Source organism: Caproiciproducens faecalis, assembly GCF_019448085.1.
Classification (GTDB): Bacteria; Bacillota; Clostridia; order Oscillospirales; family Acutalibacteraceae; genus Caproiciproducens; species Caproiciproducens faecalis.
The window spans coordinates 137,426-159,378 of the sequence record NZ_JAGFNZ010000002.1 but is presented as its reverse complement, the minus strand read 5'-3'; the positions used below and the strand labels follow the sequence as shown (position 1 = coordinate 159,378).

The following is a 21,953-nucleotide window of genomic DNA, read 5'->3' as shown; positions in this document are numbered from 1 at the left end:
GGCTTATTCAATAGAAACAGGAGGAATCTATATGAAAACAATCGGTTTGATCGGCGGGATGAGCTGGGAAAGCACCGTCAGCTATTATCAGATCATCAACCGAACGGTTCAGGAAAAGCTGGGCGGATTCCACAGTGCAAAATGTTTGCTTTACAGTGTGGATTTTCATGAAATAGAGAAATGTCAGGAAGCGGGCGACTGGGAAAAATGCGGGGAAATCCTATCATCAGCCGCGAAGAGTCTGGAAAAAGGCGGAGCGGATTTCATCATCATCTGCACAAATACCATGCACAAGGTTCTCGGGCAGATTCAAAGTGCTGTTTCCATCCCGGTTCTTCATATCGCTGAAGTGACGGCGGAGGAACTGCTGCAGAACAAAATCCGAAAGGTTGCGCTTCTTGGAACCATCTACACGATGGAGCAGGATTTTTACAAGGAAAAGCTGAGGGAAAAGAACTTAGAGGTTCTTGTTCCGGAGGAAGAAGACAGAAAAATTGTCAATCATATCATCTTTCACGAGCTTTGTCTCGGCGTCGTTTCTGAGGAATCAAAAGCCGCGTACCTGAAAATTATAGACAAGCTGGCGGCAAAGGGTGCTCAGGGAGTAATTCTTGGCTGTACGGAAATCGGTATCCTGATTCAGCAGCAGGATACGTCCATTCCGCTGTTTGACACGACGGAGATTCACGCAAAGCGCGCGGCGCTTTACGCGCTGTCCTGATAAATCTTCCTATCCACAAAGAAAGCCGGAAAGCGTTTTACGCTTTCCGGCTTTCTGATGCTGTCTGATGCTTTGCCGCCGATTATCCGGCAGCAGATGATATTAAGATGGTCAGATTTTTTTCACGCCTAGTTCCACGGTTTCGCCATTGAGGTCCCATTCCTTGACAAAGCCGTCCATCTCGTTGAACCTGACTTCGTCGGCCAGCACGTCACTTTGAATGGAGGCAAGATTGTCGGAAATGATTTTCGCAATCCTGTCGTTTCCTTTCTCGTAAACAACAATGTGATCCATTACTTCAAAACCTGCGTCTTTGCGCATGGTCTGGATTTTACTGGTGACTTCGCGGACGAAGCCCTCTTCAATCAGTTCTTCCGTCAGGTTGGTGTCAATGACCACCGTGATTCCGCTGTCCGCCATGGAAACGTAATTATCAGCCTGAGCGGTTTCTATCAGCAACTCTTCCGGCGTCAGGGAAATTGGGCCGTCCGAAAGGGTAAGGGTCAGCGTGCCGTTGGCGTCAAGCTCTTTCTTTGCGGCGTTTCCGTTCAGCTCAGCGAGCGCGGTGCGGATTTCGCCGATTTTCTTGCCGTATTTCTGTCCCAGAATCCTAAGCTGCGGCTTAAAGTGGTAGGAAGTGAAGTCCGAAACATCCTCGGTAAACAGGATTTCCTTACTGTTCAGCTCGTCACGAATAATGGCCTCATAGAACTCGCTCAGCGGCTTTTCCGAGCGGACATACATTTTTGCAATCGGCTGGCGGTTTTTGATGTTTGCAGTGTTTCTAGCCGCACGGCCGAGTACGACGATGTCGAGCACCAGCTCCATGTTTTCCTCCAGCTCGGGGTCAATCAGAGCTTCGTCGGCTACGGGGAAGTCACAGAGATGTACGCTTTCCGGCGCGGAAGAGTCGATTTTGCAAACCAGATTGCGGTAAATATCCTCCGCCATAAACGGAATCATGGGAGAGGCCGCCTTCGCCACGGTGACAAGCGCGGTGTACAGCGTCATATAAGCGTTGATTTTATCCTGCGGCATTCCTTTTTCCCAGAAACGCTCGCGGCTTCTTCTGACGTACCAGTTGCTCAGCTCGTCGACGAAATCCTGCAGCGCCCGGGCCGCCTCCGGAATTTTGTAGTTTTCCAGGTTGCTGTCGATGGTCTTGATGAAAGTGTTCAGGCGGGACAGCAGCCATTTGTCCATTACCGTCAGGCTGTTTTTGTCCAGCGTATATTTGGTCGCGTCAAATTCGTCAATGTTCGCGTAAAGCACAAAGAAAGCATAGGTGTTCCACAGCGTTCCCATGAATTTGCGCTGTCCTTCCGTCACGGCCTTGCCGTGGAAGCGGTTCGGCAGCCAGGGGGCGGAGTTGCTGTAGAAGTACCAGCGGATGGCGTCCGCGCCGTAGGTTTGCAGCGCGTCAAACGGGTCGACCGCGTTGCCTTTGGATTTGGACATCTTCTGTCCGTTCTCGTCCTGCACATGGCCGAGAACAATTACATTTTTATACGGAGCCTTGTTAAAGATCAGCGTGGAAATCGCCAGCAGGGAATAGAACCATCCTCTGGTCTGGTCGACCGCCTCGGAAATGAAGTCGGCGGGGAACTGCTGATGGAAAAGCTCCTGATTTTCAAACGGATAGTGGTGCTGCGCAAACGGCATGGAACCGGAGTCGAACCAGCAGTCGATGACTTCCGGCACACGCTTCATCTGCTTGCCGCACTTGGGGCAGGTGATGGTGACCGCGTCGATGTACGGACGGTGCAGCTCAATATCTTCCGGGCAGTTGGGGGACATGGATTTCAGCTCTTCAATACTGCCGATGGAGTGTTTATGCCCGCATTCGCATTCCCAAATGTTCAGCGGGGTGCCCCAGTAGCGGTTACGGCTGATGCCCCAGTCCTGCACGTTCTCCAGCCAGTCGCCGAAACGGCCTTTGCCAATGCTCTCCGGAATCCAGTGAATCGTGTTGTTGTTACGGATCAGGTCGTCCTTGACCGCGGTCATTTTAATAAACCAGGAATCTCTGGCGTAATAGATCAGCGGGGTGTCGCAGCGCCAGCAGAACGGGTAGCTGTGCTCAAAGGCGGGAGCGGAGAACAGAAGCCCGCGCTGTTTCAGATTTTTCAAAACCTCTTTGTCGGCGTCCTTACAGAACATGCCCGGCCAGAGGGTCTCTTTGGTCATTTCACCTTTTCCGTCGACCAGCTGCACAAAGGGCAGGTCGTATTTGCGGCCGACATTGGCGTCGTCCTCACCGAACGCGGGCGCAATGTGAACCACGCCGGTACCGTCTGTCAGGGTGACGTAGCGGTCGCAGGTGACGTACCAGCATTTTTTGTCCGGGTTCACAAAATCAAAGAGCGGCTCGTATTCCTTGTATTCCAGATCTTTTCCAACGTACGTTTCCAGCACGGTGTACCCTTCCCCAAGTACAGTGGTGGCAAGGGCTTCTGCCAGATAATAAACGGCATCTTCGGTTTTTACCTTCACATAGGTTTCATCCGGATTGACGCACAGCGCCACGTTGGACGGCAGTGTCCATGGGGTGGTTGTCCACGCCAGAATATAGGCGTCCTCGCCCTTTACCTTGAACTTTGCAATTGCGGATTTTTCCTTGACGTCCTTATATCCCTGAGCAACCTCGTGGCTGGACAGGGGAGTCCCGCAGCGCGGGCAGTAGGGAACGATCTTAAAGCCCTTATATAAAAGGCCTTTTTCCCAGATCTGTTTTAACGCCCACCACTCGGACTCGATAAAGTCATTTTCATAGGTGACGTAAGGATGATCCATGTCCGCCCAGAAACCGACGGTACGGGAGAAATCCTCCCACATTCCCTTGTACTTCCAGACGCTTTCCCGGCACTGCTTGATAAACGGCTCCAGGCCGTACTGTTCGATCTGCTCCTTGCCGTCCAGATGAAGCATTTTTTCCACTTCCAGCTCTACGGGAAGACCGTGTGTGTCCCATCCGGCTTTTCGGGGCACCTGGTAGCCCTTCATCGTCCGGTAACGGGGGATCATATCCTTGATGACCCTTGTCAGAACATGGCCGATGTGCGGTTTGCCGTTTGCGGTCGGCGGGCCGTCGTAAAACATATACGTCTGCCCGTCCTTGCGGCTTTCAACGCTCTTTTCAAAAATTTTGTTCTCTTCCCAGAACTTTTCAACCTTTTTTTCGCGTTCTACAAAATTTAAATTTGCAGGTACTTTGTCGTACATTGCTGAAACCTCCCAAAATAAAAAAACCTCCGCCCTGCGAACAGGACGAAGGATTTGCTTCGTTATACCACCTATTGCTGCATACTGTCATATGGATTCCCGGTAACGGGGGAAAGCCGCCAAAGCTTAATCGACAAAATCTTTCAGCCTGAAACTCAAGAGTGATCTTCAAAAATAAACGACTCAGACCGGCCTCTCACTGCCACCGGCTCGCTTTGCCTTTTGTTTAAATCCTACTGTCTCTTTCAACGTTTTTATCATATTTTTAGAAATTAATCATAGCACAGGAATTTCAAAAAGTCAAACATCCTGCAGTACAAATTCGGTACAACAAAATTGCCCCAAAACCCATAAAATTATCAGTTATATTCTGCTCTCTATAATTGATTTTATTCCCAAATACTGTTAAAATTGAGACTAATGTATTATTTGCAAATTTTAGAAAATTTTAGTCGAATTTTAATGAAATAACGCCGTTTCACGCAATACAATAGCAATAAAAGGCAAGCATCCCCCAAAGCACCATCCTGCTTTTTACCGTCACGGGTGGAACCAGCAGAAGTCAACACTCAGTTTTGGAGGTATCCAGAAAAATATGGACGAAAAAATCAAATCCGAGCTTGATAGAATCATAGACGGGAAATGGATTAAGGCCGTTTTTCAGCCCATTGTATCCCTGCGCGACGGTTCCGTCATGGGGTATGAAGCGTTAAGCAGAATTACCTGTGAAAGTGCCATCGCAAATCCTGAGGATCTGTTCAGATTCGCCGGGGAAAGCAGCCGCCTTTGGGATCTGGAGCTCCTCTGCAGGACAACGGCGCTTCAGGCGGCTTATTTGAAAACGGAGCCGGAGAGTAAAAAGAAGCTTTTCCTCAACGTAAACCCCGACGTGATGCACGACACAAAGTTCCGCCAGGGCTTTACGAAAGAATATCTGAAAAATTACGGCGCTGTTCCGGAAGATATTATTTTTGAAATCACAGAACGCAACGCGGCCTCCGATATGGAAAGTTTTCACGGGGCTGTCACTCATTATAAAGATCAAAACTACAAAATCGCCATTGATGATGCGGGCGCGGGGTACTCCGGTCTCAATCTGATCAGCGACATCAATCCGCACTATATCAAGCTGGATATGAACCTCATTCGAAATATTGACAAGGACAGCATTAAATTTGCCCTTGTAAAAAGCATGACGGAACTTTCTCATGTGGCCAATATCAGCCTTGTCGCAGAAGGAGTGGAGACTCCGGAGGAACTGGTCACGCTGATTGATCTGGGAGTGCAGTACGCGCAGGGGTATTACCTGCAGAGGCCGGACGAGCAGATGAAAGAGGTTGCGCCCGACGTGCTCGCATTTATCAAGGAAACCAACCGCCGAAAAAGTCATGTTCTGGGCAGTCAGGCCAGCAACATCTATATACAGAATATCTGCACAGCCACACAAACCATTCCACCCACGAAAAAGGTTGAGGATGTTTTTGAGGAGCTCAAAAAAGACCCGTCGTCTTTCGGCATGTGCGTGGTGGAAAACGGTACGGTCTTGGGGGTGGTTACAAAGTCCAATCTGGTGCTCAAGCTCAGCGGGCGGTACGGGTTCAGTCTGAATCAGAAAAGGCCGATCGCTTCTCTGATGGACAGGCAGTTTCTGGCGGTCAGTTACCAGACCCCGATCAGCGACGTTTCGCGCATCGCCATGTCCCGTTCCCCGGAAAAACTGTATGATTTTATTGTGGTGACCAGGGACGAAAAATATCTGGGAACTGTTACCATTAAGGATTTGCTGGAAAAAACGACGGAAATTGAAGTGGCCAACGCGAAATATCAAAATCCCCTGACCGGTCTGCCCGGGAATCTGGTGATTGAGCAGAAAATTCAGTCCTGTATGGAACGGAAAACGCCGTACAGCGTCATTTATTTTGATATTGATAATTTTAAAGCTTATAACGACGTTTACGGTTTTGAAAACGGAGACGCGATTATTAAGCTGCTTGCAAAGACGATCGTTTGCCATGTGCCGGTAAAACAGTTTGCCGGCCATGTGGGCGGTGACGATTTTGTTGCCGTGCTGGACAATTTCAGCGGCATTGATCTCTGCATCAATATCATTCATGATTTTGATAAAAACGTGCTGCAGTACTATAATCCCAGAGATATCGCAAACGGCTATATTCTGGCGGAAAACCGACGGGGAGAGCCGGAAAAATTCCCGCTGATTTCCCTGTCTGTCGCGGGGGTCAGCAACCGGACCCGCAGTTTTTCAACCATGCAGGAGCTGACGGAGGAACTGGCCAGAGTCAAAAAGAAAACCAAGCAGCAGAGCGGAAGTTTCTGCTGCCTGGAGTAATTCGGAGGAAACGAAAGCTCAGGAATGTTTATAATAGAAAATGGCAAGCTGCGTTCTGTCGCGGAGCCCAAGTTTTTCGAGGATGACACTGATGTAATTACGCACGGTTCCCTCGCTTAAAAACAGGGTTTCCGCAATTTCTTTATTGGACAGGCCGTTTGCCACCTGAGTCATGATTTCCGTTTCCTTTTCACTCAGGTCAAATTTCTTAAAGTCTTCTTTGGAGCTGTCGCCGATCATCGCCGGAATTTTTGTGATGATTTCATCTCCGAAGACCCGCTGACCGATCGCAACCGTCTTAATGGAAGGAACAATGCTTTCGAAGTTCTGTTTTAACAAATATCCCTTGGCGCCGATCTGCAGAGCCTTGATGATGTAATCATCGTCGGAAAAAGTGGTTAAGAACAGAATCTTTGCCCCTGGGTCCTGTTTCAGCAGAATTTCCGCCACCTCTATGCCGGTCATGCCGTCCATACGGATATCCATCAGCAGGATGTCCGGCCGGTATTCGCCGTAAAGCGCAATTGCCTGACTGCCGCTGCTGCCCGTACCGACCACCTCAATCCCGCCGTCCGCCTCCAGAATTGTTTTCAGCGAACTCGATACCAGCCTGTCGTCGTCTACAATCAATACTCTTATCAATTCTTTGCCTCCTTTGGGATGGTGATAAAGATTCTAAACCCGTGATCGGTTATGATATTGATGTTTCCATGAAAAGCGTCCACCCGGTCGGTGATGTTTTTTAAACCGATTCCGCTGCCCGTGTCGTAATTTTTCACGGTGCCGTTATCCTCTATTATCAGCTGGTAAAGCGCGGGGTGTTCCCGGAAAGTAATGCCCGCCCGGTTTGCGTCGGAGTGCCGGATGATATTTGCCAGCGCCTCTTTGACAATCGCTAGAAACGCGTATTTCAGCCGGAGGTCCGGATTGCTGTGGATGTCATAGTCGAAGCTCAGTTCACAGAAGGTGAATTTTTGAACCAGTTCTTCCATCTGCTCGTACAGGTCGATGGATTCGTCGTACAGGTTATGTACGCTGGAGCGAATGCTTTCCATTGCCTGTGTCAGAGTATCTTTTACCGTTAAAAGACTGTCTTTCATTTTTTCGTCGCTGTTCACTGCCAGCAGGGCGCCCACCTGCAGGATGGAGCTGGAGAGCAGATGCCCTACGCTGTCATGAATTTCCCGCGCGATGCGGTTACGTTCATTCAGGGTGGCAATGTTGATTTCATAATCCTGTTTCTCCATCAGATCGCTGTTTTGCTGATTCAGCCGGAGTGTCATTTCCCTCGCGGTGTCCCGCATGCTGTTATAATCCGATTTCAGTTTTTCCAGTTGGGCGGTGCGGTGCTTCAGCAGGATGCAGAGCAGGGAAAGGAGAACGGTCGCCGCGATGAATGTGGCTCCGGAATTCTGCCACAAAAATAGGAGAGGAATCAGCGCCGCCAGGCAGAAAAATTGGAATTTTTCAAACAGCAGATCGTAGCAGATCAGCGGCAAAAACACCGTCAGGCCGGGAAGAAACACACTTGCCGCGATGAATCCGATGGTCAGCGCGGCTTTGAGCGCCTTTTTCTCAAAGTAACTCAGAAAGCACGCGACAACAATAGCGGCCAGTACCGGAATTACGTTCATGCCGAAGCTTGGTTCACACAGATAGATGACAAAGCAGCAGATCAAAAGAATGATTTTATCGATTAAATCCATTACAGCCGTTTTCTCCCCTCAATGATTGGACGTTCTGTGCCTTTATAGTAGCATTTTTTTCCCCGGTTCACAATTGGAATTTACGCGAGTCAATACAGAACATGACATCTGTCACAGGAAGCCCTGACAGACAGCACTGATAATTCTTTGCGGGATGCGCTACAATAAAAGCATGATAACAAGGAGGAATCCGCTATGATTATTAAGGTGAACAATCTGGTAAAACGATACGGAGATCTGGTCGCTCTGGACCATCTTTCTCTGGAAGTAAAGGAAGGGGAAGTGTTCGGGCTGCTCGGCCCCAACGGTTCCGGCAAAACGACGGCGATCAACTGTATTTTATCCCTTCTGAAATACGACAAAGGGGAAATTGAAATCTTCGGCCGTCCTATGGCGCCGGACGCGTACGATATTAAACGCGACATCGGCATCATTATGCAGAACGTCGCCGTGTTTGACGAACTGACGGTTTATGAAAATATTGATTATTTCTGCGGATTGTATGTCCCTGATAAAGGCGAGAGAAAAAAACTGGTGGAAAGCGCCATTGATTTTGTTGGACTGAACGATTTCCGTAAATTTTACCCCAAAAAACTGAGCGGCGGCCTGCTTCGCCGTCTGAACATCGCCTGCGGAATTGCGCACCGGCCTAAACTGATTATTCTGGACGAACCGACCGTTGCGGTCGACCCCCAGAGCCGGAACAAGATTCTGGAAGGAATTGAACGGCTGAACCGGGAAGGCGCGACCGTTGTCTATACTTCTCATTATATGGAAGAAGTGGAACAAATCTGCACCAGAATCATGATTCTGGATAAGGGCAGGATGATTGCCGACGGGACCAAGGAAGAATTAAAGGCAATGATTACGCTCGGTGAAAAAATCACGGTGGAAACCTTCTCTTTCAGCAAAGAGAATCTGGCCGATTTGAAAAAGCTTCCGAATATTGTTTCCGCGGAGTACCGCGACCATCTTCTGGTCGTAAAATCCGGGAAAGGCCAGAATAATCTGGAGACTGTGCTGGATTTCCTGAAAAAGAACGGGGTTACTTTCGGAAAAATTTACTCAGAGCTGCCCACTCTCAACGATGTATTTCTGGAAATCACCGGAAAACAGCTCAGGGATTAAGGGGGAGTGGAAATGTTTCTGCATATCTTTAAGGCACGGTTAAAGTGCCTGATCCGTGACAGACAGATGATGTTCTGGACTCTGCTGTTTCCGCTGATACTGGCCACCTTTTTCAATATGGCTTTAGGAAATCTGAACAATACGGAAGCCTTTCACCCCATCGATATCGCCGTGGCGGACAATGCCCAATACCGTGAAAATCAGCAGTTCCGGTCGGTTCTGAAGGAAGTATCCGAAGGGGACGACCGCATTTTCAACCTTACGGAAACCGATCCCCAAAATGCCGAGAAACTGCTTGCCGACGGAAAAATCAAGGCGTATGTTACGGTCAATTCAAAAGTCGGTATGACGGTTAGGGAATCGGGGCTCAGCCAGAACATTGTCAGGGCTTTCCTCAACAGCTACAGCCAGACGTCTTCCGCCGTGACTTCCATTGTGAGGGAGAATCCAGCTTCCCTTCGGAACGGGTTAATCAAAGAAGTTTCCGACCGCAAGGAATACACCAAAGAGGTTTCCGGCAGCAGCGCGGAGCCGAACAATGTGCTCAATTACTTCTATTCGCTGATTGCCATGAGCTGCCTGTACGGCGGGTTCTGGGGGCTGAAGGAAGTGGCGGATGTTCAGGCCGACCTTTCCACACGCGCGGCACGCGTCAATGTTGCTCCGGTGCATAAGTTAAAAGTCTTTCTTTACAACATGTGCGCGGCAATTCTGCTGCATTTTTCAGAGATGCTGGTGCTGCTCGCCTATCTGTATTTCGGGCTGAAAATCGATTTCGGCTTAAAAACCGCCTTAGTGCTTTTGACGACCTTCGCAGGAAGCATTCTGGGTGTTTCCCTTGGCGCTTTTGTCAGTGCGCTGGTGAAAAAGGGGGAGGGAGTCAAGGTTGCGGTCTTGCTGGCGGTCACAATGACCGGCTCTTTTTTAGCCGGAATGATGGTTCAGGAGATAAAGTACGCTGTAGCGCAGAATGCGCCCATTCTGTCTTACCTGAACCCGGTAAACCTTCTTACGGACGCGTTCTATTCACTGTACTACTATGATGTTATGACCCGGTACGGGTGGAATATGGCTATGATCGGCGCGTATGCGCTGCTGTTCTGTACAGGAACCTATTTCATAATAAGGAGGCAGAAATATGCCAGTCTTTAGACTCTGTATGAAAATCATCCGCAAAAATCTGTCTTCCATGATGATCTATATAGCCGTTTTTTTAATCCTTGCCACACTGCTGTCCCTCAACGGCACGAAGACACAGGAAACCGGCTTTTCTCAGGTCAAAACGAATATTGCCTTTTTCAGCGAGGAAAACAGCCCTCTGATCGACGGCTTCCGGTCGGAACTTTCCAAAACAGCCAATTTCGTAGAAGTACCGGATGAGACGGAAAAACTTCAGGACGCGCTTTACTTCCGCTCCGTCACCTATATCATCCGTATTCCCAAAGGATTTACTCAGAGCTTTATGAGCGGCAAAAATGTGCAGATTGAAAAAACGGTTGTGCCGAATTCCACCAGTAACGCCTATGTTGATTTAACGGTCAATCAGTATTTCAATACGGCTGCGCTCTATGTAAAAACGGTGCCCGGCATCACGCAGGAAAATTTGGTACAGCACTTGAAAACCGATCTGGAAAACAGTACCTCTGTCGCTATGGCGGCAGACACGAAAGCAAACGCAAATCAGGATTTTTCCGTTTATTACTTCAATTACCTCTCTTATGCGCTTTCCTCCGTACTGGTTCTGGGAATTTCCGCGATCATGCTGGTGTTCAACGACAAAAATCTCAGCCGCAGAAATTTCTGTTCTCCGCTGAGTGCGGGAAAAATCAACGCGCAGTTCATCCTTGCAAATCTGGTTTTTACCTTTGTTTGCTGGGCGGTTATGGTCGGTTTCTGCTTTTTGTTCGATTACCGCAACATGATGATCGGAAACACGGCTTATCTGATTCTGAACTCTTTTGTGTTTACGCTCAGCATGTCCAGTATCAGCTTCCTCATTGGGAATCTGATGAAGGAACGCAGCGCGATTTCCGCTGTCTGTAACGTTGTGACGCTGGGGCCTTGTTTTATAAGCGGAGTCTTTGTGCCGCAGGAGCTTCTGAGTCCAACCGTTTTGAAGATTGCCAGCTTTACCCCGACTTACTGGTATGTCAAAACGAACAACCAGATTGCCTCTCTATCCAGTTTCAGCCTTTCCGCTCTTTCCCCCATCTACTGCAATATGATAATTGAAGCAGGTTTCGCCGTGGCGTTTTTTGCGGTCTCCATGGTTGTCGGAAAGAAAAAAAGAATGAGCAATTAAAAAAGAACCGGAGCAATCCGGTTCTTTTGCTGTTCAGTTACAGACGGATGCGCCGAAGGGCATCAGCGCCAGCTTTGAAATCTTAAAACACTGCAGCCCGAAAGGAATACCGATGATTGTCAGGCAGAACAGCCCGCCGATAACGGCGGCTTCCACCGCCAGCGCAAAACCGCCGAAAATCAGCCAAAGGATGTTCATTAGGAACGAACCGACCCCTCCACCGTAAGAAACCGTTTTCCCGAACGGGAAGAACGCAAGTTCCGCGAATTTAAAACACTGGATTCCAACGGGAATCCCCACGATGGTAATGCACCACAGAATGCCGACCAAAAGCCAGCTTAAACCCATGATAAGCCCGCCAAAGATCAGCCAGATGAAATTCCCCACACATCCCATATTAAACGCCCCGATTTTTTCGCCGTAAGGACGGCTTAATTTTTACAGTATACCATAAATATGCCGGTGTATCAAAGAGCGTTCCGGAGGAAGAGGGGCCTGTTTATTAATTTTTTCTGTTTCCCTGTTTCATTATTGATAAATTCAGAAGGCAAGACTATAATCAGATTATTCAGCAGATAGTGAAAAACAAGGAGGATTTGGCGTGGAAGAACCTGATAAGCTATATATCCTGTGGACAAACGACAATTTGCTCACTTCTGAAAAGATGGTACTGATGTATGCGCAGAACAGCGCGCTGCATCTGTGGTGGAAAGAAGTGACGGTTATCATTTGGGGTGCGACTGCAAAACTTGTTGCGGAAAATGAACTCATTCGGGAAAAAATCAGGCTTGCGTCCCACGCGGGAGTGAAGTTTTCCGCCTGCAAAGCCTGTGCCGATCAGCTCGGTGTTACGGATCGTCTTCTGGAGCTGGGCATAGAAGTGATTTACTGGGGCGACGGGCTGACGCAAATTCTGAAAGAAAATCAAAAGCTCATTACCATTTAAACGCCTGCCCGGCTCTGAGAGTCGGTTCCATCCATCGCAGATTACAGACATTTATGAAAAGGAGGCAAATTCCATGAAGAAAGATTTAAAGGCCGTATGTTTGATTTCGGACGATTTTGAAGATTTGGAGCTGTGGTACCCGGTGTTAAGGCTGAGGGAAGAAGGGGTCACCGTGCATCTGGTCGGCGAAAAAGCGAACCAAAAGTATGTCGGCAAGTACGGGGTTCCGGCGGTTTCCGACTATGCGTTCGGCAACATCCATATTGAGGATTATGACGCGCTTCTGGTACCCGGGGGCTGGGCGCCGGATAAATTAAGGCGTTTTCCGGAAGTACTGGAGATGGTTCGTTCCATGAACCGCGCACAGAAGCCCATCGGCCATATCTGCCACGCGGGCTGGGTGCTGGCTTCCGCAGATATTCTGCGGGGTAAAAAAGTCACCAGCACACCGGGGATTAAGGACGATATGATTCATGCCGGGGCAACCTGGTACGATCTGCCGGTGGTTGTGGACGGCAATATCGTTTCCAGCCGCCGTCCGCCGGATTTGCCGGAATATATGAAAGCGTTTATTGAGTTGCTGAATAAGCAGTAACGGGAAAACACGGTCAGAAGGGGCCGTACCCCGGAACTTTCGGAGGGAAACGATTGAAAACAAGAACCAACACTAAAAACGGCGATGAGCTTTCCATTCTGGGATTCGGATGCATGCGTCTGCCCACCAAAAACGGCTCGATTGACGAAACAAGATCCGTTCAGATGATTCATGACGCCATTGAAAAGGGCGTGAATTATTTTGATACGGCCTATATCTATCAGAACGGAAAAAGTGAGCTGCTGCTTGGTCGTGCTCTGGCCGGGGGCTACCGCGGCCGGGTGAAAATCGCCACCAAGCTGCCCCCCTTTATGGTCGGGAAGCTGGACCATGCAAAGAAGATTTTCGCAACGGAGCTTGAGCGGCTGCAGACGGATCATATCGATTACTATCTGCTGCATATGCTGACCGACAAGCCGGGATATGACCGTCTGGTTTCGCTCGGCGTCTTGGAATGGATGGAAGAGCTGAAAGCGCAGGGCAAGATCCGGAATATCGGGTTTTCTTTCCATGGCAGCCGCACGGATTTTGAGATGATCCTGAAGGCGTATCCGTGGGATTTCTGCCAGATCCAGTATAACTATATGGATGAAAACAATCAGGCCACCAAAAAAGGGCTGCAGACCGCGGCTGCCATGGGGATTCCCGTGATGGTCATGGAACCTCTGCGCGGCGGCAAGCTGGTCACACACCTGCCCGAGTTGGTGACGAAGGCGTTTCAGAGCTGCGACAAAGGCCGTACTCCGGTGGAATGGGCTTTGCGCTGGGTGTGGAATCATCCCGAAGTGAACGTGGTGCTGTCCGGTATGAGCGACGAAGAACAGATGGAGGAAAATATCCGCATCGCTGGGGAGGCCGAGCCCAATTCCCTCTCACAGGAAGAGATGAATGTTTTTGAGACCGTCAAAAAGGAAATTACTGAAAAGACGAAAATTCCCTGCACCGGCTGCGGGTACTGTATGCCCTGCCCGGCGGGGGTCAATATTCCCGGATGTTTTTCCTGCTACAACGACAAGTACCTGATGCAGGACAAATCGGCGCGGCGCCGGTATTTTCAGTCGTTGGGTGCGCTGTCCGCCAAACCGGCTGTTGCGTCCCAGTGTAAGCAGTGCGGTAAGTGTGAAAGTCACTGCCCGCAAAAAATCGCCATCCGCAAAGAACTGAAGACAGTCAGCCATGAGATGGAAGGCGTTCTCTATAAGCCGCTTGTTACCGTTGCAAGAAAAATTATGAGGATAAAATCGAATTAAATCATTCAGGCACAATCGCGCCGGGCTTGCATTCCGTTTTGGAACATCCCCGGCGCGATTTGTTTTTTAGGGGAAAGCAGTCTGAATTTAGAGGGAAAATGGGAGAAAAGAGGGTTTTCTGTCTTGCAAGCCGGAGTTTGTCATGATAAAATTAATGCTTACAGACAGAAAGCGGGTTTGAATTGAAATTAGAATTTTTACATCAAAGTACAGAACAGAGGCGTGAGCTGATTCTGCACGGGAATATTTTGAAAACCTTGATGATGCTGTCGCTGCCAACGCTGATGATGAGCGTTATACAGTCCCTGATGCCGCTGACGGACGGGATTTTTATCAATAACGCGGCTGGAACGCTGGTTGCAAGCGCGGTTACCTACAGCGAACCCGTCATCAATATGATGACGGCGCTGGCGCAGGGACTGAGCGTGGCGGCAATGGCCATTATCGGTCAGGCGAACGGGCATGGCGATTTTGACCGTGTTAGGAGTATCTCCGCTCAGATCGTTGTATTTGCCTTTACCGTCGGCTTTTGCATCGCGCCTTTGTCCGCCCTGGTGGCGTTTCCGATTTCGTCCAATGTAGACGCGGAAATTTCGCACAATGTCATGCTGTATATCAGCCTGTACGCGTTTGTACTGCCGTTTTCCTTTTTAGAGAGCATCTACAACGCAATCAAAAACGCGACCGGAAAACCGGAGGCTACCTTTATCCGCATGCTGCTCATGCTGTTCTTAAAAATCATTTTCAATATTGTGTTTGTTGTTTGGCTCCGACTGGAGGTAGTGGGTTGTGTGCTCTCTTCCTTCTGCGCCAATTTCCTGATCTGCGGCTGGATGTTCTACGAGCTGTTTGTCCGAAAAGGGGAGGACAAGCTTACTCTGAAAGGCTTTCGATTTGACAAACGGCTGATCGGGCAGCTGTTTCGGGTGGGTGTTCCCGCCATGCTCACCAGCCTGATGCTGAACCTGGGATTTTTCCTGATTAATAACGAAACCCAGAAGTACGGAGCGGTGGTTCTGAACGGACAGGGAATCGCCAACAATATAACCGCGGTCTGCTTCAACCTGCCCGCGGCTTTCGGTTCTGCGGTAACCACCATGGTCAGTCTGAATATCGGAGCAAGCCAGCCGGAAAAAGCAAAGCGCTCCTGCCTGATCGGCTGTGTGGCCAGCGCGGTGACGGCTGTCCTTGTAATTGCGCTGATTGTGCCGCTGTCTCCTTACCTCACGGTTCTGTTTACCCACCGGGCGGACGTATTGGATATTGCCAACAGGGCGCTGCATATTTATACTTATTCCGTGGTTGGCTTCGGTGTCTGCATGGCGGTACAGGGTGCGTTTATCGGGCTGGGCCGAACCGGTGTGCCGCTGGTAATCGGTGTGCTGCGCATCTGGTTTTTACGGTATATTTTTATCCTGGCAACAGAACATGTGCTGCAGTTCTACTCTGTTTTCTGGGGAAACCTCTTTTCCAATTATGCTGCCGCAGTCATCGCCGTGATCCTGATTCTGCGGGTAAAGTGGTCTTCCGCTCTGCATTGATCTGTTTTCATCATTGAGATCAAGCGTTGCGGCGACCTACGAAGCCCCTGTTTTCCAACTATCGCCATTCGCTGGTTTTTAAACGAAAGTTAAGAATCAGCACAGAAAGTCTTAATGTAAATTTAATAATTACTAGCTGTTTTTTTAAGGATTCCTGCTGTATAATATAGATTCCTGTTACTGATAATGAATGGGACAGCATTTCAGATTTGAAGGAGATACTATGCAGAATCAGCATCGATCCAGAATGGCGAAAAACCTCTTTTCAGCAGTAACCATCTTTCTTTCAATAGGGATACTGACCTTTTTTCTGGTTACCGAAGACGGGATGAAGAGTCTGGAACGTGCCGTCTCTGAACTTCAGCCGGTTTGGCTCCTCTGGATTTTAGCGGGCGTCCTTGCAGGATGGTTTTTAGAAGGATATGTACTGCATCTTTTCTGCAGACATCTGGATCAAACATGGACTTTTGGAAAATCGTTCTACATCGGAATGGTTGAGCTCTTTTACAGCGCTCTTGCCCCTTTCGGCATGGGCGAACCCATGGAAGTGTACCGCATGACCAAGCTGGGAATGGAAACAGGCGCCGCTACCTCCATCGTGGCGGTTAAATCGCTTGTCCATCACGGGGTTACCTTTGTATATTCCTTCCTTCTCATTGCCTTTGAACTGAATTATTTTCGGACTAAAGTGAGTAATTTTGCTGTTATTGCTGTTTTCGGATTGGTTACAAACAGTATTTTTATTGTGTTTGTGCTGACGTTCATGATGAATGAACGGCTGACAGATTCCATTCTGCGCGTGGTTGTCCGCTTTATGGATAAAATAAAACTGCATAAGCTTTCGCAGAAGTTTTACGATCAGGTGCACGGTCAGCTCATGGTTTTTCACGACAGTTCCAGAATTTTCGGCAAAAATTATATGCTGTATCTGGTAGCCGTTCTTTTTACGGTGGTACAGATTACCGTTGCCAGCCTGATTTCCTACTTTGTTTACCGCAGTTTTAACCTGAAGGGTGAGTCGGTATTCATTATGGTTGCGGCGGACACATTTGTGACAATGGCCGCGTCGTTTATTCCGCTTCCGGGTTCTTCCGGTGGTGCGGAAGGCGGCTTCTATTTGTTCTTCCGGGAGTTTTTCGGTCCGTATATCATTCCGGGCATTACCCTTTGGCGGTTTTCAACCTATTATCTCAATATTCTTCTGGGAAGTATCCTCGTTTATTTCGGAGCAAAGAGATATTCATCCGATTGATTACAGCGCTGCCTTAAATGAAACAGAAGGCATCCGGAAAATCTGCTTCCGGACATTTTCAAAGGGATTTAGGTGAGGTAAAAATAAAGAGGAGTTTGATTTCATGCAGGATTGGATTATCCAGATTGTAAACCAATACGGATATATTGGAATAGCACTGCTGATTGCGGTCGAAAATATATTTCCTCCCATTCCGTCGGAGGTCATTTTAACATTCAGCGGATTTGCCACCACGGTGACGAACCTGAAAATATGGGGAGTGGTGCTGTCCGCAACAGTTGGCTCTGTTTTGGGCGCCTTAGTACTTTACAGTGTGGGCAGGATGGTAAGTCCTGCGCGGCTGGAACGCCTGCTGGACGGAAAATGGGGTACCGTTCTTCACCTGAAAAGAGAGGATGTCCACCACGCGGGCGCCTGGTTTGCCCGAAGAGGAAAACTCACGGTGTTTTTTTGCCGGTTTATCCCGGTAGTGCGCAGCCTGATCTCTATCCCCGCCGGAATGGCAAAGATGAAAATCGGCGTCTTCTTACTGCTGACCGCGCTGGGAACATTTCTATGGAACGTTGTTCTGGTTTGTCTGGGCGCGTTTTTTGGAGCCTCATGGGAGGCCGTGGTACAATATGTGGGTACTTACTCTATTGTTGCCGTTGCGGTTGCGGCCGTATTGCTGCTGGCTTTTATACTGTGGTATTTCTTCAAGAAATCCAGACGAGATAACGACGGAAGAAAAAAAGACTAAGAAACAAGCTGTGCCAGATCAAAAATACTGTCTTCCATCAGGATTTTTTTGCAGTCCAGAATCATTGCCGGATTTCCGCTGATTTCGATACATCCTTTACAATACGGGCCCGTATCTTTGGGGAAGTCCATTCTGTCTTCATCGGAATCGCCGAAACTCATGGGAACTCCTTCGACCAGCGTGTCCACGATGAATCCGCTCTGAACCCCATCCAGACTGACGATAATGATCCTCCTGTTATCCTGACTGGAACTGTCGGTTCTGCACATTTTTAAGCTCATGTCGATGACGGGGATGATTTTGCCTTCCACCTTCGCAATTCCCCTGCAGTACTCAGGGGTGCCGGGTAAGGGGGAAATTTTCAGCATACCGGAAACGGCCGTCACATATCTGCTTTCAATTGCAAAGATTTCCCTGTTCAGTCGGAATGGCAGAAACTGCTCACTGATTGGATTTTCTGATAATTCATATGGTGTTAACATCATAAATCTCCTTTGCAATAAAACTCTTATGCTTTATATCGGATACCCGGAAAAAATGATTACAGAATATTGTCATATTATATAGAAAAATGAATTTCTTAATAGAATCTTTATACATTATGCTACCGACCTTCTTGCGGCGGCATCTCGGCGGCTGGAATGTTCTGCTGCACGCAAAATTCCGACGGTAAAATATTTCTCTTTCCATAGCACTTATGTTATAATAAGTCTAAAATTGATTTTGCTTCAGCTGCCGGCCGGCAGCAAAGAGGAAGCGTTAAGCTGAAAAGGAGAAAAAAGGATGGAAGCTTCGAAAGTATATTTTACGGATTTCAGCGCAACACCGAGCTGCAATTTGCTGCAGAAGCTGGAAAAGCTCGTGAAAAAAGCGGGGATTGAAACCCTCGATTTTCAGGACAAATTCACGGCAATTAAAATTCATTTCGGCGAGCCGGGTAATATTTCCTACCTGCGTCCGAATTACGCGAAGGTCATTGCAGACCTGATTAAAAAGCAGGGCGGGAAGGTGTTCCTTACCGACTGCAATACGCTGTATGTCGGCAGAAGAAAGAACGCGCTGGACCACCTTGACGCGGCCTACGAAAACGGCTTCAATCCTTTTGCGACCGGCTGCCAGGCCATTATTGCGGACGGACTGAAGGGGACGGACGAGGTTCTGGTTCCGATTGACGGTGAATATGTAAAAGAGGCTAAAATTGGGCGCGCAATCATGGACGCCGATATTTTTCTTACCTTGACTCATTTTAAAGGTCACGAATCCACCGGCTTTGGCGGCACGCTGAAAAATGTGGGAATGGGCTGCGGTTCCCGTGCGGGAAAAATGGAAATGCACAGCGCGGGCAAACCAATTGTGGATAAAGAGCTTTGCAGAAGCTGCGGAATGTGCCGCAAAAACTGCGCGCATGACGCGATTTCTTTCGATGAAAACAAAAAAGCGCAGATCGACCATCAGAAGTGCGTTGGCTGCGGTCGGTGCATCGGCGCGTGTAATTTTGACGCGGTGAGTCCCACGGGCGACGAGACAAACGATATTCTGAACTGCAAGATTGCGGAATACGCGTACGCTGTTTTAAAGGATCGCCCTCAGTTCCATATCAGTCTGGTGGTAGACGTTTCCCCCTACTGCGACTGTCACGCCGAAAATGATATTCCGATTGTCCCGGATGTCGGAATGTTCGCTTCCTTTGATCCGGTGGCGCTGGATGTCGCCTGCGCCGACGCGGTCAACCGCCAGCCGGTCATCAGCGGGAGCATCCTGTCGAAGAAGCCGCACGATCATCACGACCACTTTACGGACACCCATCCGGAAACCAACTGGAAAAGCTGCATTGAGCATGCGGTAAAAATTGGTTTGGGCAGCTCGGAATACGAGTTAATCACCGTCAAATAAGGAAGTATACGTTATGAAAAAATGCCGCACCGGCGAGAGCCGGCGCGGCATTTTCGCGTTTATAGCAGAAAAGGCGTTCCGTATAAATTTTTTCATTTCATCAATACTAAAGTTGCGGCGCAATACCGTAACGGAGGAACATTATGATATGGATAACAATAAAAACAGAATGAAAGACCGGGAAAAGAACGCCCCGGAACTCAGAAGGATGAAACCCGGGGAAAATGCGGATGTCGGAATTGTTGACGGCCGCAAGCTGGGTATGCATGACGGCAAGCATGAAAAAAACGGTAATTCATAAATAAGGGGGAGAATAATGAACACAGTACTTTGCAGCGTATCGGGTATTCAGAACAAAGAGTGCAAAACGCAGATCAAAAACGCACTGGACAAAATTAAAGGAGTCCAGGAAATCGGCGTGAACCTGACGACCGGAACGGTTAAGGTGGAGTACAACGAACCGGCCACAGAAACGGAAATCAAAGACTGCATAGAACACACCGGCTTTAAAATTGAGTACGAATGAAAGGCGGTTTTTTATGAATAATACGCAGAAGGACAAAAAGAGCGGCAACGATAAAAAACAGGCAAAAACGGATAAGAAACACATCAGCCACGATCCGCAGGCCGAAAGCGCCCGTGCAAAATTCGGCAAGGATGGGCAGAGCGAGTACGGCAACTGACAGTTGTTCCCAAATGAAAAAGCGCTGTTCCGGCGTAAAGCCGGAGCAGCGCTTTTGTGTGTGAAGCTTACCAGTCTGATTTGTTCATGGTCAGGATGACCTCGCGTCCCTGATAGGTTGCCGTCAGCCCCGCGTTTTTTCCGGCGGTCGGCGTGACGGTACCGACAGAAACATAATTGTCCGGCGTGGCGATTTCCACATAGGTGGAACCGACGATCCTGCCACTGTACCAAAGCTGCGCCTGCACCTGTCCCTCCTGTCCGTTAGAGGAAAAGACGCCGTTCTGGTCAATGGACCCAAAGCTGTAATCGGAAAGCGCCCAGCTCAGCCCGCTTTTGGGCAGAGCGGTCGGGGCTCCGGAAAAATCCAGCCCTTTCGCGGTAATCGGGACAATGGATTTCGGGGAATAGGTTTTGTCGTAAGGGGTCAGCGCGGCGGAGTCAAACACGCCGTCCGGTTTCGGGTTCGCGATAAAGAGCCAGGAATTGGCCACGGCGCGCTCCCATCCGTCGGAGGGGTGGTTCTTTACGGTCAGAGCGGTCTCTCCGGGCGTTCTGGTCATCAGGGTGGACGAGCCGCCGCCGTCCAGATTTCCAGCCCATACCGCGCCCAGATCCTTCATCAGCTGCGCGGTCTGCTCCAGCGTCAGTCCGTGGGAATACGGATCCTTTCTGCCGTCCGCCAAAAGAAAGAAAATCGAGTTGTCACTGCGCACGCCCACGGCGTTGCGGGGGGCGAGCGTAGCGGTCAGATCCGTATTGACAACGGCACCGCCGTCAACCAGAACGCTGTGAATTCCCAGCGCCTGCTGAATCATGCCCTTGTTGGCCTCATAGGTCTGCCGGTCGCCGTAGATCGGTGAGCCGTCTTTCTTAACGCCGAAGAATTTCCACCAGGTGCGCACGGGCGCATAGGAATGGATCTCTGTTCCGTCCTTGACAACTACGCCCCACGGGTCGCCCGTGCTCATATTGTACATATCCGCGTTGATGGCGGCGACGACCTGCTTCCCGCTGTGAACCGAGGCGCTTGCCTGATCCCGCACGGTTGCGAGTCCGATTTTTGTCCCGTCGTGCGGGGTACCGGCCGAAAGGGTTACGCTGGCCATTTGGGGGTTATATTCCATGGTAAAGCAGGTCAGCCGTTTGCCTGCCTGATCGGTGTATATGAATTCTTTTTGGGTAAGTCCGGGCGCGATAGTCGTTTTGATTTCATCCACCAGCGAGGACGCCGTGCTGACGGTAATATCCGGTGCGCCGAGAGCCTGTACCGGGTTTGCCGCTGTAATCTGCATAGCAGCCAGACAAATTACTGCCGCGGAAACGATCCTCTTTTGCACTTTCGATTTTCTGCTGATATTCATGAATTGATCTCCTTCCATACGATCATGAAGCGGTCTTGCTTTCTGAAGCCGCCTGCTGCAAGAATACGATTAAACAGTATTATATCCCATTTCGGTCTGTATTCTGTTAAAAATTCGTTAACAGTTTATGTCATCCAGGAAATAAAGCGCCGGGTGCAGTGGTTTCCTAAAGGCGTTTTTCCGCGAAGTTTTGTTTTTCTGTTGACAAAAACAACAAGAGGGCATATAATAACTACTAAAAATATATGTTTAATATTTTTTTTAT

General features: G+C 49.1%; 21 protein-coding genes. 15 read left to right on the top strand and 6 right to left on the bottom strand.

The genetic code is table 11. From position 1 onward, the window contains the following. Window positions 1-31 precede the first annotated feature (31 nt). The gene (locus tag J5W02_RS05120) at window positions 32-721 is read left to right on the top strand and encodes an aspartate/glutamate racemase family protein (RefSeq protein WP_219964606.1); all 690 of its coding nucleotides are present in this window, start codon (window positions 32-34) and stop codon (window positions 719-721) included. 111 nt (window positions 722-832) lie between these two features. Here the strand turns inward: J5W02_RS05120 and ileS are convergent, their stop codons facing one another. Next, the gene (gene ileS, locus J5W02_RS05115) at window positions 833-3,943 is read right to left on the bottom strand and encodes an isoleucine--tRNA ligase (RefSeq protein WP_219964605.1); all 3,111 of its coding nucleotides are present in this window, start codon (window positions 3,941-3,943) and stop codon (window positions 833-835) included. A 595-nt stretch (window positions 3,944-4,538) separates the two neighbouring features. Between ileS and J5W02_RS05110 the strand changes: the two genes are divergently transcribed. Then, window positions 4,539-6,290, top strand: a complete 1,752-nt coding sequence (locus tag J5W02_RS05110) for a GGDEF domain-containing protein (RefSeq protein ID WP_219964604.1) — start codon at window positions 4,539-4,541, stop codon at window positions 6,288-6,290. Between the two features lie 18 nt (window positions 6,291-6,308). Here J5W02_RS05110 and J5W02_RS05105 read toward each other — a convergent pair whose 3' ends face one another. Together J5W02_RS05105 and J5W02_RS05100 are read right to left on the bottom strand one after the other, a co-directional pair. Then, window positions 6,309-6,929 (bottom strand): response regulator transcription factor, encoded by a 621-nt coding sequence (locus J5W02_RS05105; RefSeq protein WP_219965273.1) that lies wholly within the window; start codon window positions 6,927-6,929, stop codon window positions 6,309-6,311. Beyond that, the gene (locus tag J5W02_RS05100) at window positions 6,929-7,996 is read right to left on the bottom strand and encodes a sensor histidine kinase (protein WP_219964603.1); all 1,068 of its coding nucleotides are present in this window, start codon (window positions 7,994-7,996) and stop codon (window positions 6,929-6,931) included. The genes J5W02_RS05105 and J5W02_RS05100 overlap by 1 nt, the downstream gene beginning before the upstream one ends. A 195-nt stretch (window positions 7,997-8,191) precedes the next feature. On the opposite strand from J5W02_RS05100, the gene J5W02_RS05095 reads away from it, so the two are divergent. Genes J5W02_RS05095 through J5W02_RS05085 form a run of 3 tightly spaced genes read left to right on the top strand, consistent with a single transcriptional unit; the run spans window position 8,192 to window position 11,426 of the window. Then, complete coding sequence (locus tag J5W02_RS05095) at window positions 8,192-9,124, top strand: ABC transporter ATP-binding protein (protein WP_219964602.1); 933 nt, start codon at window positions 8,192-8,194, stop codon at window positions 9,122-9,124. A gap of 12 nt (window positions 9,125-9,136) precedes the next feature. Next, window positions 9,137-10,276, top strand: coding sequence for an ABC transporter permease (locus tag J5W02_RS05090; protein ID WP_219964601.1), 1,140 nt, complete (start codon window positions 9,137-9,139; stop codon window positions 10,274-10,276). Then, complete coding sequence (locus tag J5W02_RS05085) at window positions 10,263-11,426, top strand: ABC transporter permease (protein WP_219964600.1); 1,164 nt, start codon at window positions 10,263-10,265, stop codon at window positions 11,424-11,426. Before J5W02_RS05090 ends, J5W02_RS05085 begins: the two co-directional genes overlap by 14 nt. A gap of 33 nt (window positions 11,427-11,459) precedes the next feature. Here J5W02_RS05085 and J5W02_RS05080 read toward each other — a convergent pair whose 3' ends face one another. Continuing rightward, entirely contained in the window at window positions 11,460-11,822 is a 363-nt protein-coding gene (locus tag J5W02_RS05080; RefSeq protein WP_219964599.1) for a YccF domain-containing protein, read from the bottom strand. Between the two features lie 205 nt (window positions 11,823-12,027). On the opposite strand from J5W02_RS05080, the gene J5W02_RS05075 reads away from it, so the two are divergent. The 6 genes from J5W02_RS05075 to J5W02_RS05050 all read left to right on the top strand — a co-directional run bounded on the left by J5W02_RS05075 (window position 12,028) and on the right by J5W02_RS05050 (window position 17,749). Continuing rightward, window positions 12,028-12,372: a DsrE family protein gene (locus J5W02_RS05075; protein WP_330659684.1), complete on the top strand. Its 345-nt coding sequence runs from the start codon at window positions 12,028-12,030 to the stop codon at window positions 12,370-12,372. A 73-nt stretch (window positions 12,373-12,445) separates the two neighbouring features. Continuing rightward, a complete protein-coding gene (locus J5W02_RS05070) occupies window positions 12,446-12,967 on the top strand; it encodes a type 1 glutamine amidotransferase domain-containing protein (RefSeq protein WP_219964598.1) in 522 nt (173 codons plus the stop codon). Window positions 12,968-13,020: 53 nt separating this feature from the next. Next, window positions 13,021-14,217 (top strand): aldo/keto reductase, encoded by a 1,197-nt coding sequence (locus tag J5W02_RS05065; RefSeq protein WP_219964597.1) that lies wholly within the window; start codon window positions 13,021-13,023, stop codon window positions 14,215-14,217. 248 nt (window positions 14,218-14,465) lie between these two features. After that, window positions 14,466-15,758, top strand: coding sequence for an MATE family efflux transporter (locus J5W02_RS05060; protein WP_255575577.1), 1,293 nt, complete (start codon window positions 14,466-14,468; stop codon window positions 15,756-15,758). Window positions 15,759-16,005: 247 nt separating this feature from the next. Further along, window positions 16,006-17,010, top strand: coding sequence for a lysylphosphatidylglycerol synthase transmembrane domain-containing protein (locus J5W02_RS05055; protein ID WP_219964596.1), 1,005 nt, complete (start codon window positions 16,006-16,008; stop codon window positions 17,008-17,010). A gap of 103 nt (window positions 17,011-17,113) precedes the next feature. Further along, window positions 17,114-17,749 carry a DedA family protein gene (locus J5W02_RS05050; RefSeq protein ID WP_219964595.1) on the top strand — a complete coding sequence of 212 codons (636 nt, stop codon included), beginning with the start codon at window positions 17,114-17,116 and terminating at the stop codon, window positions 17,747-17,749. Here J5W02_RS05050 and J5W02_RS05045 read toward each other — a convergent pair. Next, window positions 17,746-18,234, bottom strand: a complete 489-nt coding sequence (locus J5W02_RS05045) for a chemotaxis protein CheW (RefSeq protein ID WP_219964594.1) — start codon at window positions 18,232-18,234, stop codon at window positions 17,746-17,748. The two genes, J5W02_RS05050 and J5W02_RS05045, sit on opposite strands and share 4 nt — an antisense overlap. Before the next feature lie 298 nt (window positions 18,235-18,532). On the opposite strand from J5W02_RS05045, the gene J5W02_RS05040 reads away from it, so the two are divergent. The 4 genes from J5W02_RS05040 to J5W02_RS05025 all read left to right on the top strand — a co-directional run bounded on the left by J5W02_RS05040 (window position 18,533) and on the right by J5W02_RS05025 (window position 20,325). Continuing rightward, window positions 18,533-19,642: a DUF362 domain-containing protein gene (locus tag J5W02_RS05040; RefSeq protein WP_219964593.1), complete on the top strand. Its 1,110-nt coding sequence runs from the start codon at window positions 18,533-18,535 to the stop codon at window positions 19,640-19,642. 148 nt (window positions 19,643-19,790) lie between these two features. Then, window positions 19,791-19,943, top strand: coding sequence for a hypothetical protein (locus tag J5W02_RS05035; protein WP_219964592.1), 153 nt, complete (start codon window positions 19,791-19,793; stop codon window positions 19,941-19,943). Between the two features lie 15 nt (window positions 19,944-19,958). Then, window positions 19,959-20,168 (top strand): heavy-metal-associated domain-containing protein, encoded by a 210-nt coding sequence (locus J5W02_RS05030; protein WP_219964591.1) that lies wholly within the window; start codon window positions 19,959-19,961, stop codon window positions 20,166-20,168. 13 nt (window positions 20,169-20,181) lie between these two features. Next, window positions 20,182-20,325, top strand: a complete 144-nt coding sequence (locus J5W02_RS05025) for a CPC_1213 family protein (RefSeq protein ID WP_219964590.1) — start codon at window positions 20,182-20,184, stop codon at window positions 20,323-20,325. A 67-nt stretch (window positions 20,326-20,392) separates the two neighbouring features. Here the strand turns inward: J5W02_RS05025 and J5W02_RS05020 are convergent, their stop codons facing one another. After that, entirely contained in the window at window positions 20,393-21,706 is a 1,314-nt protein-coding gene (locus J5W02_RS05020) for a phosphodiester glycosidase family protein (protein WP_219964589.1), read from the bottom strand. Window positions 21,707-21,953: the final 247 nt, after the last annotated feature.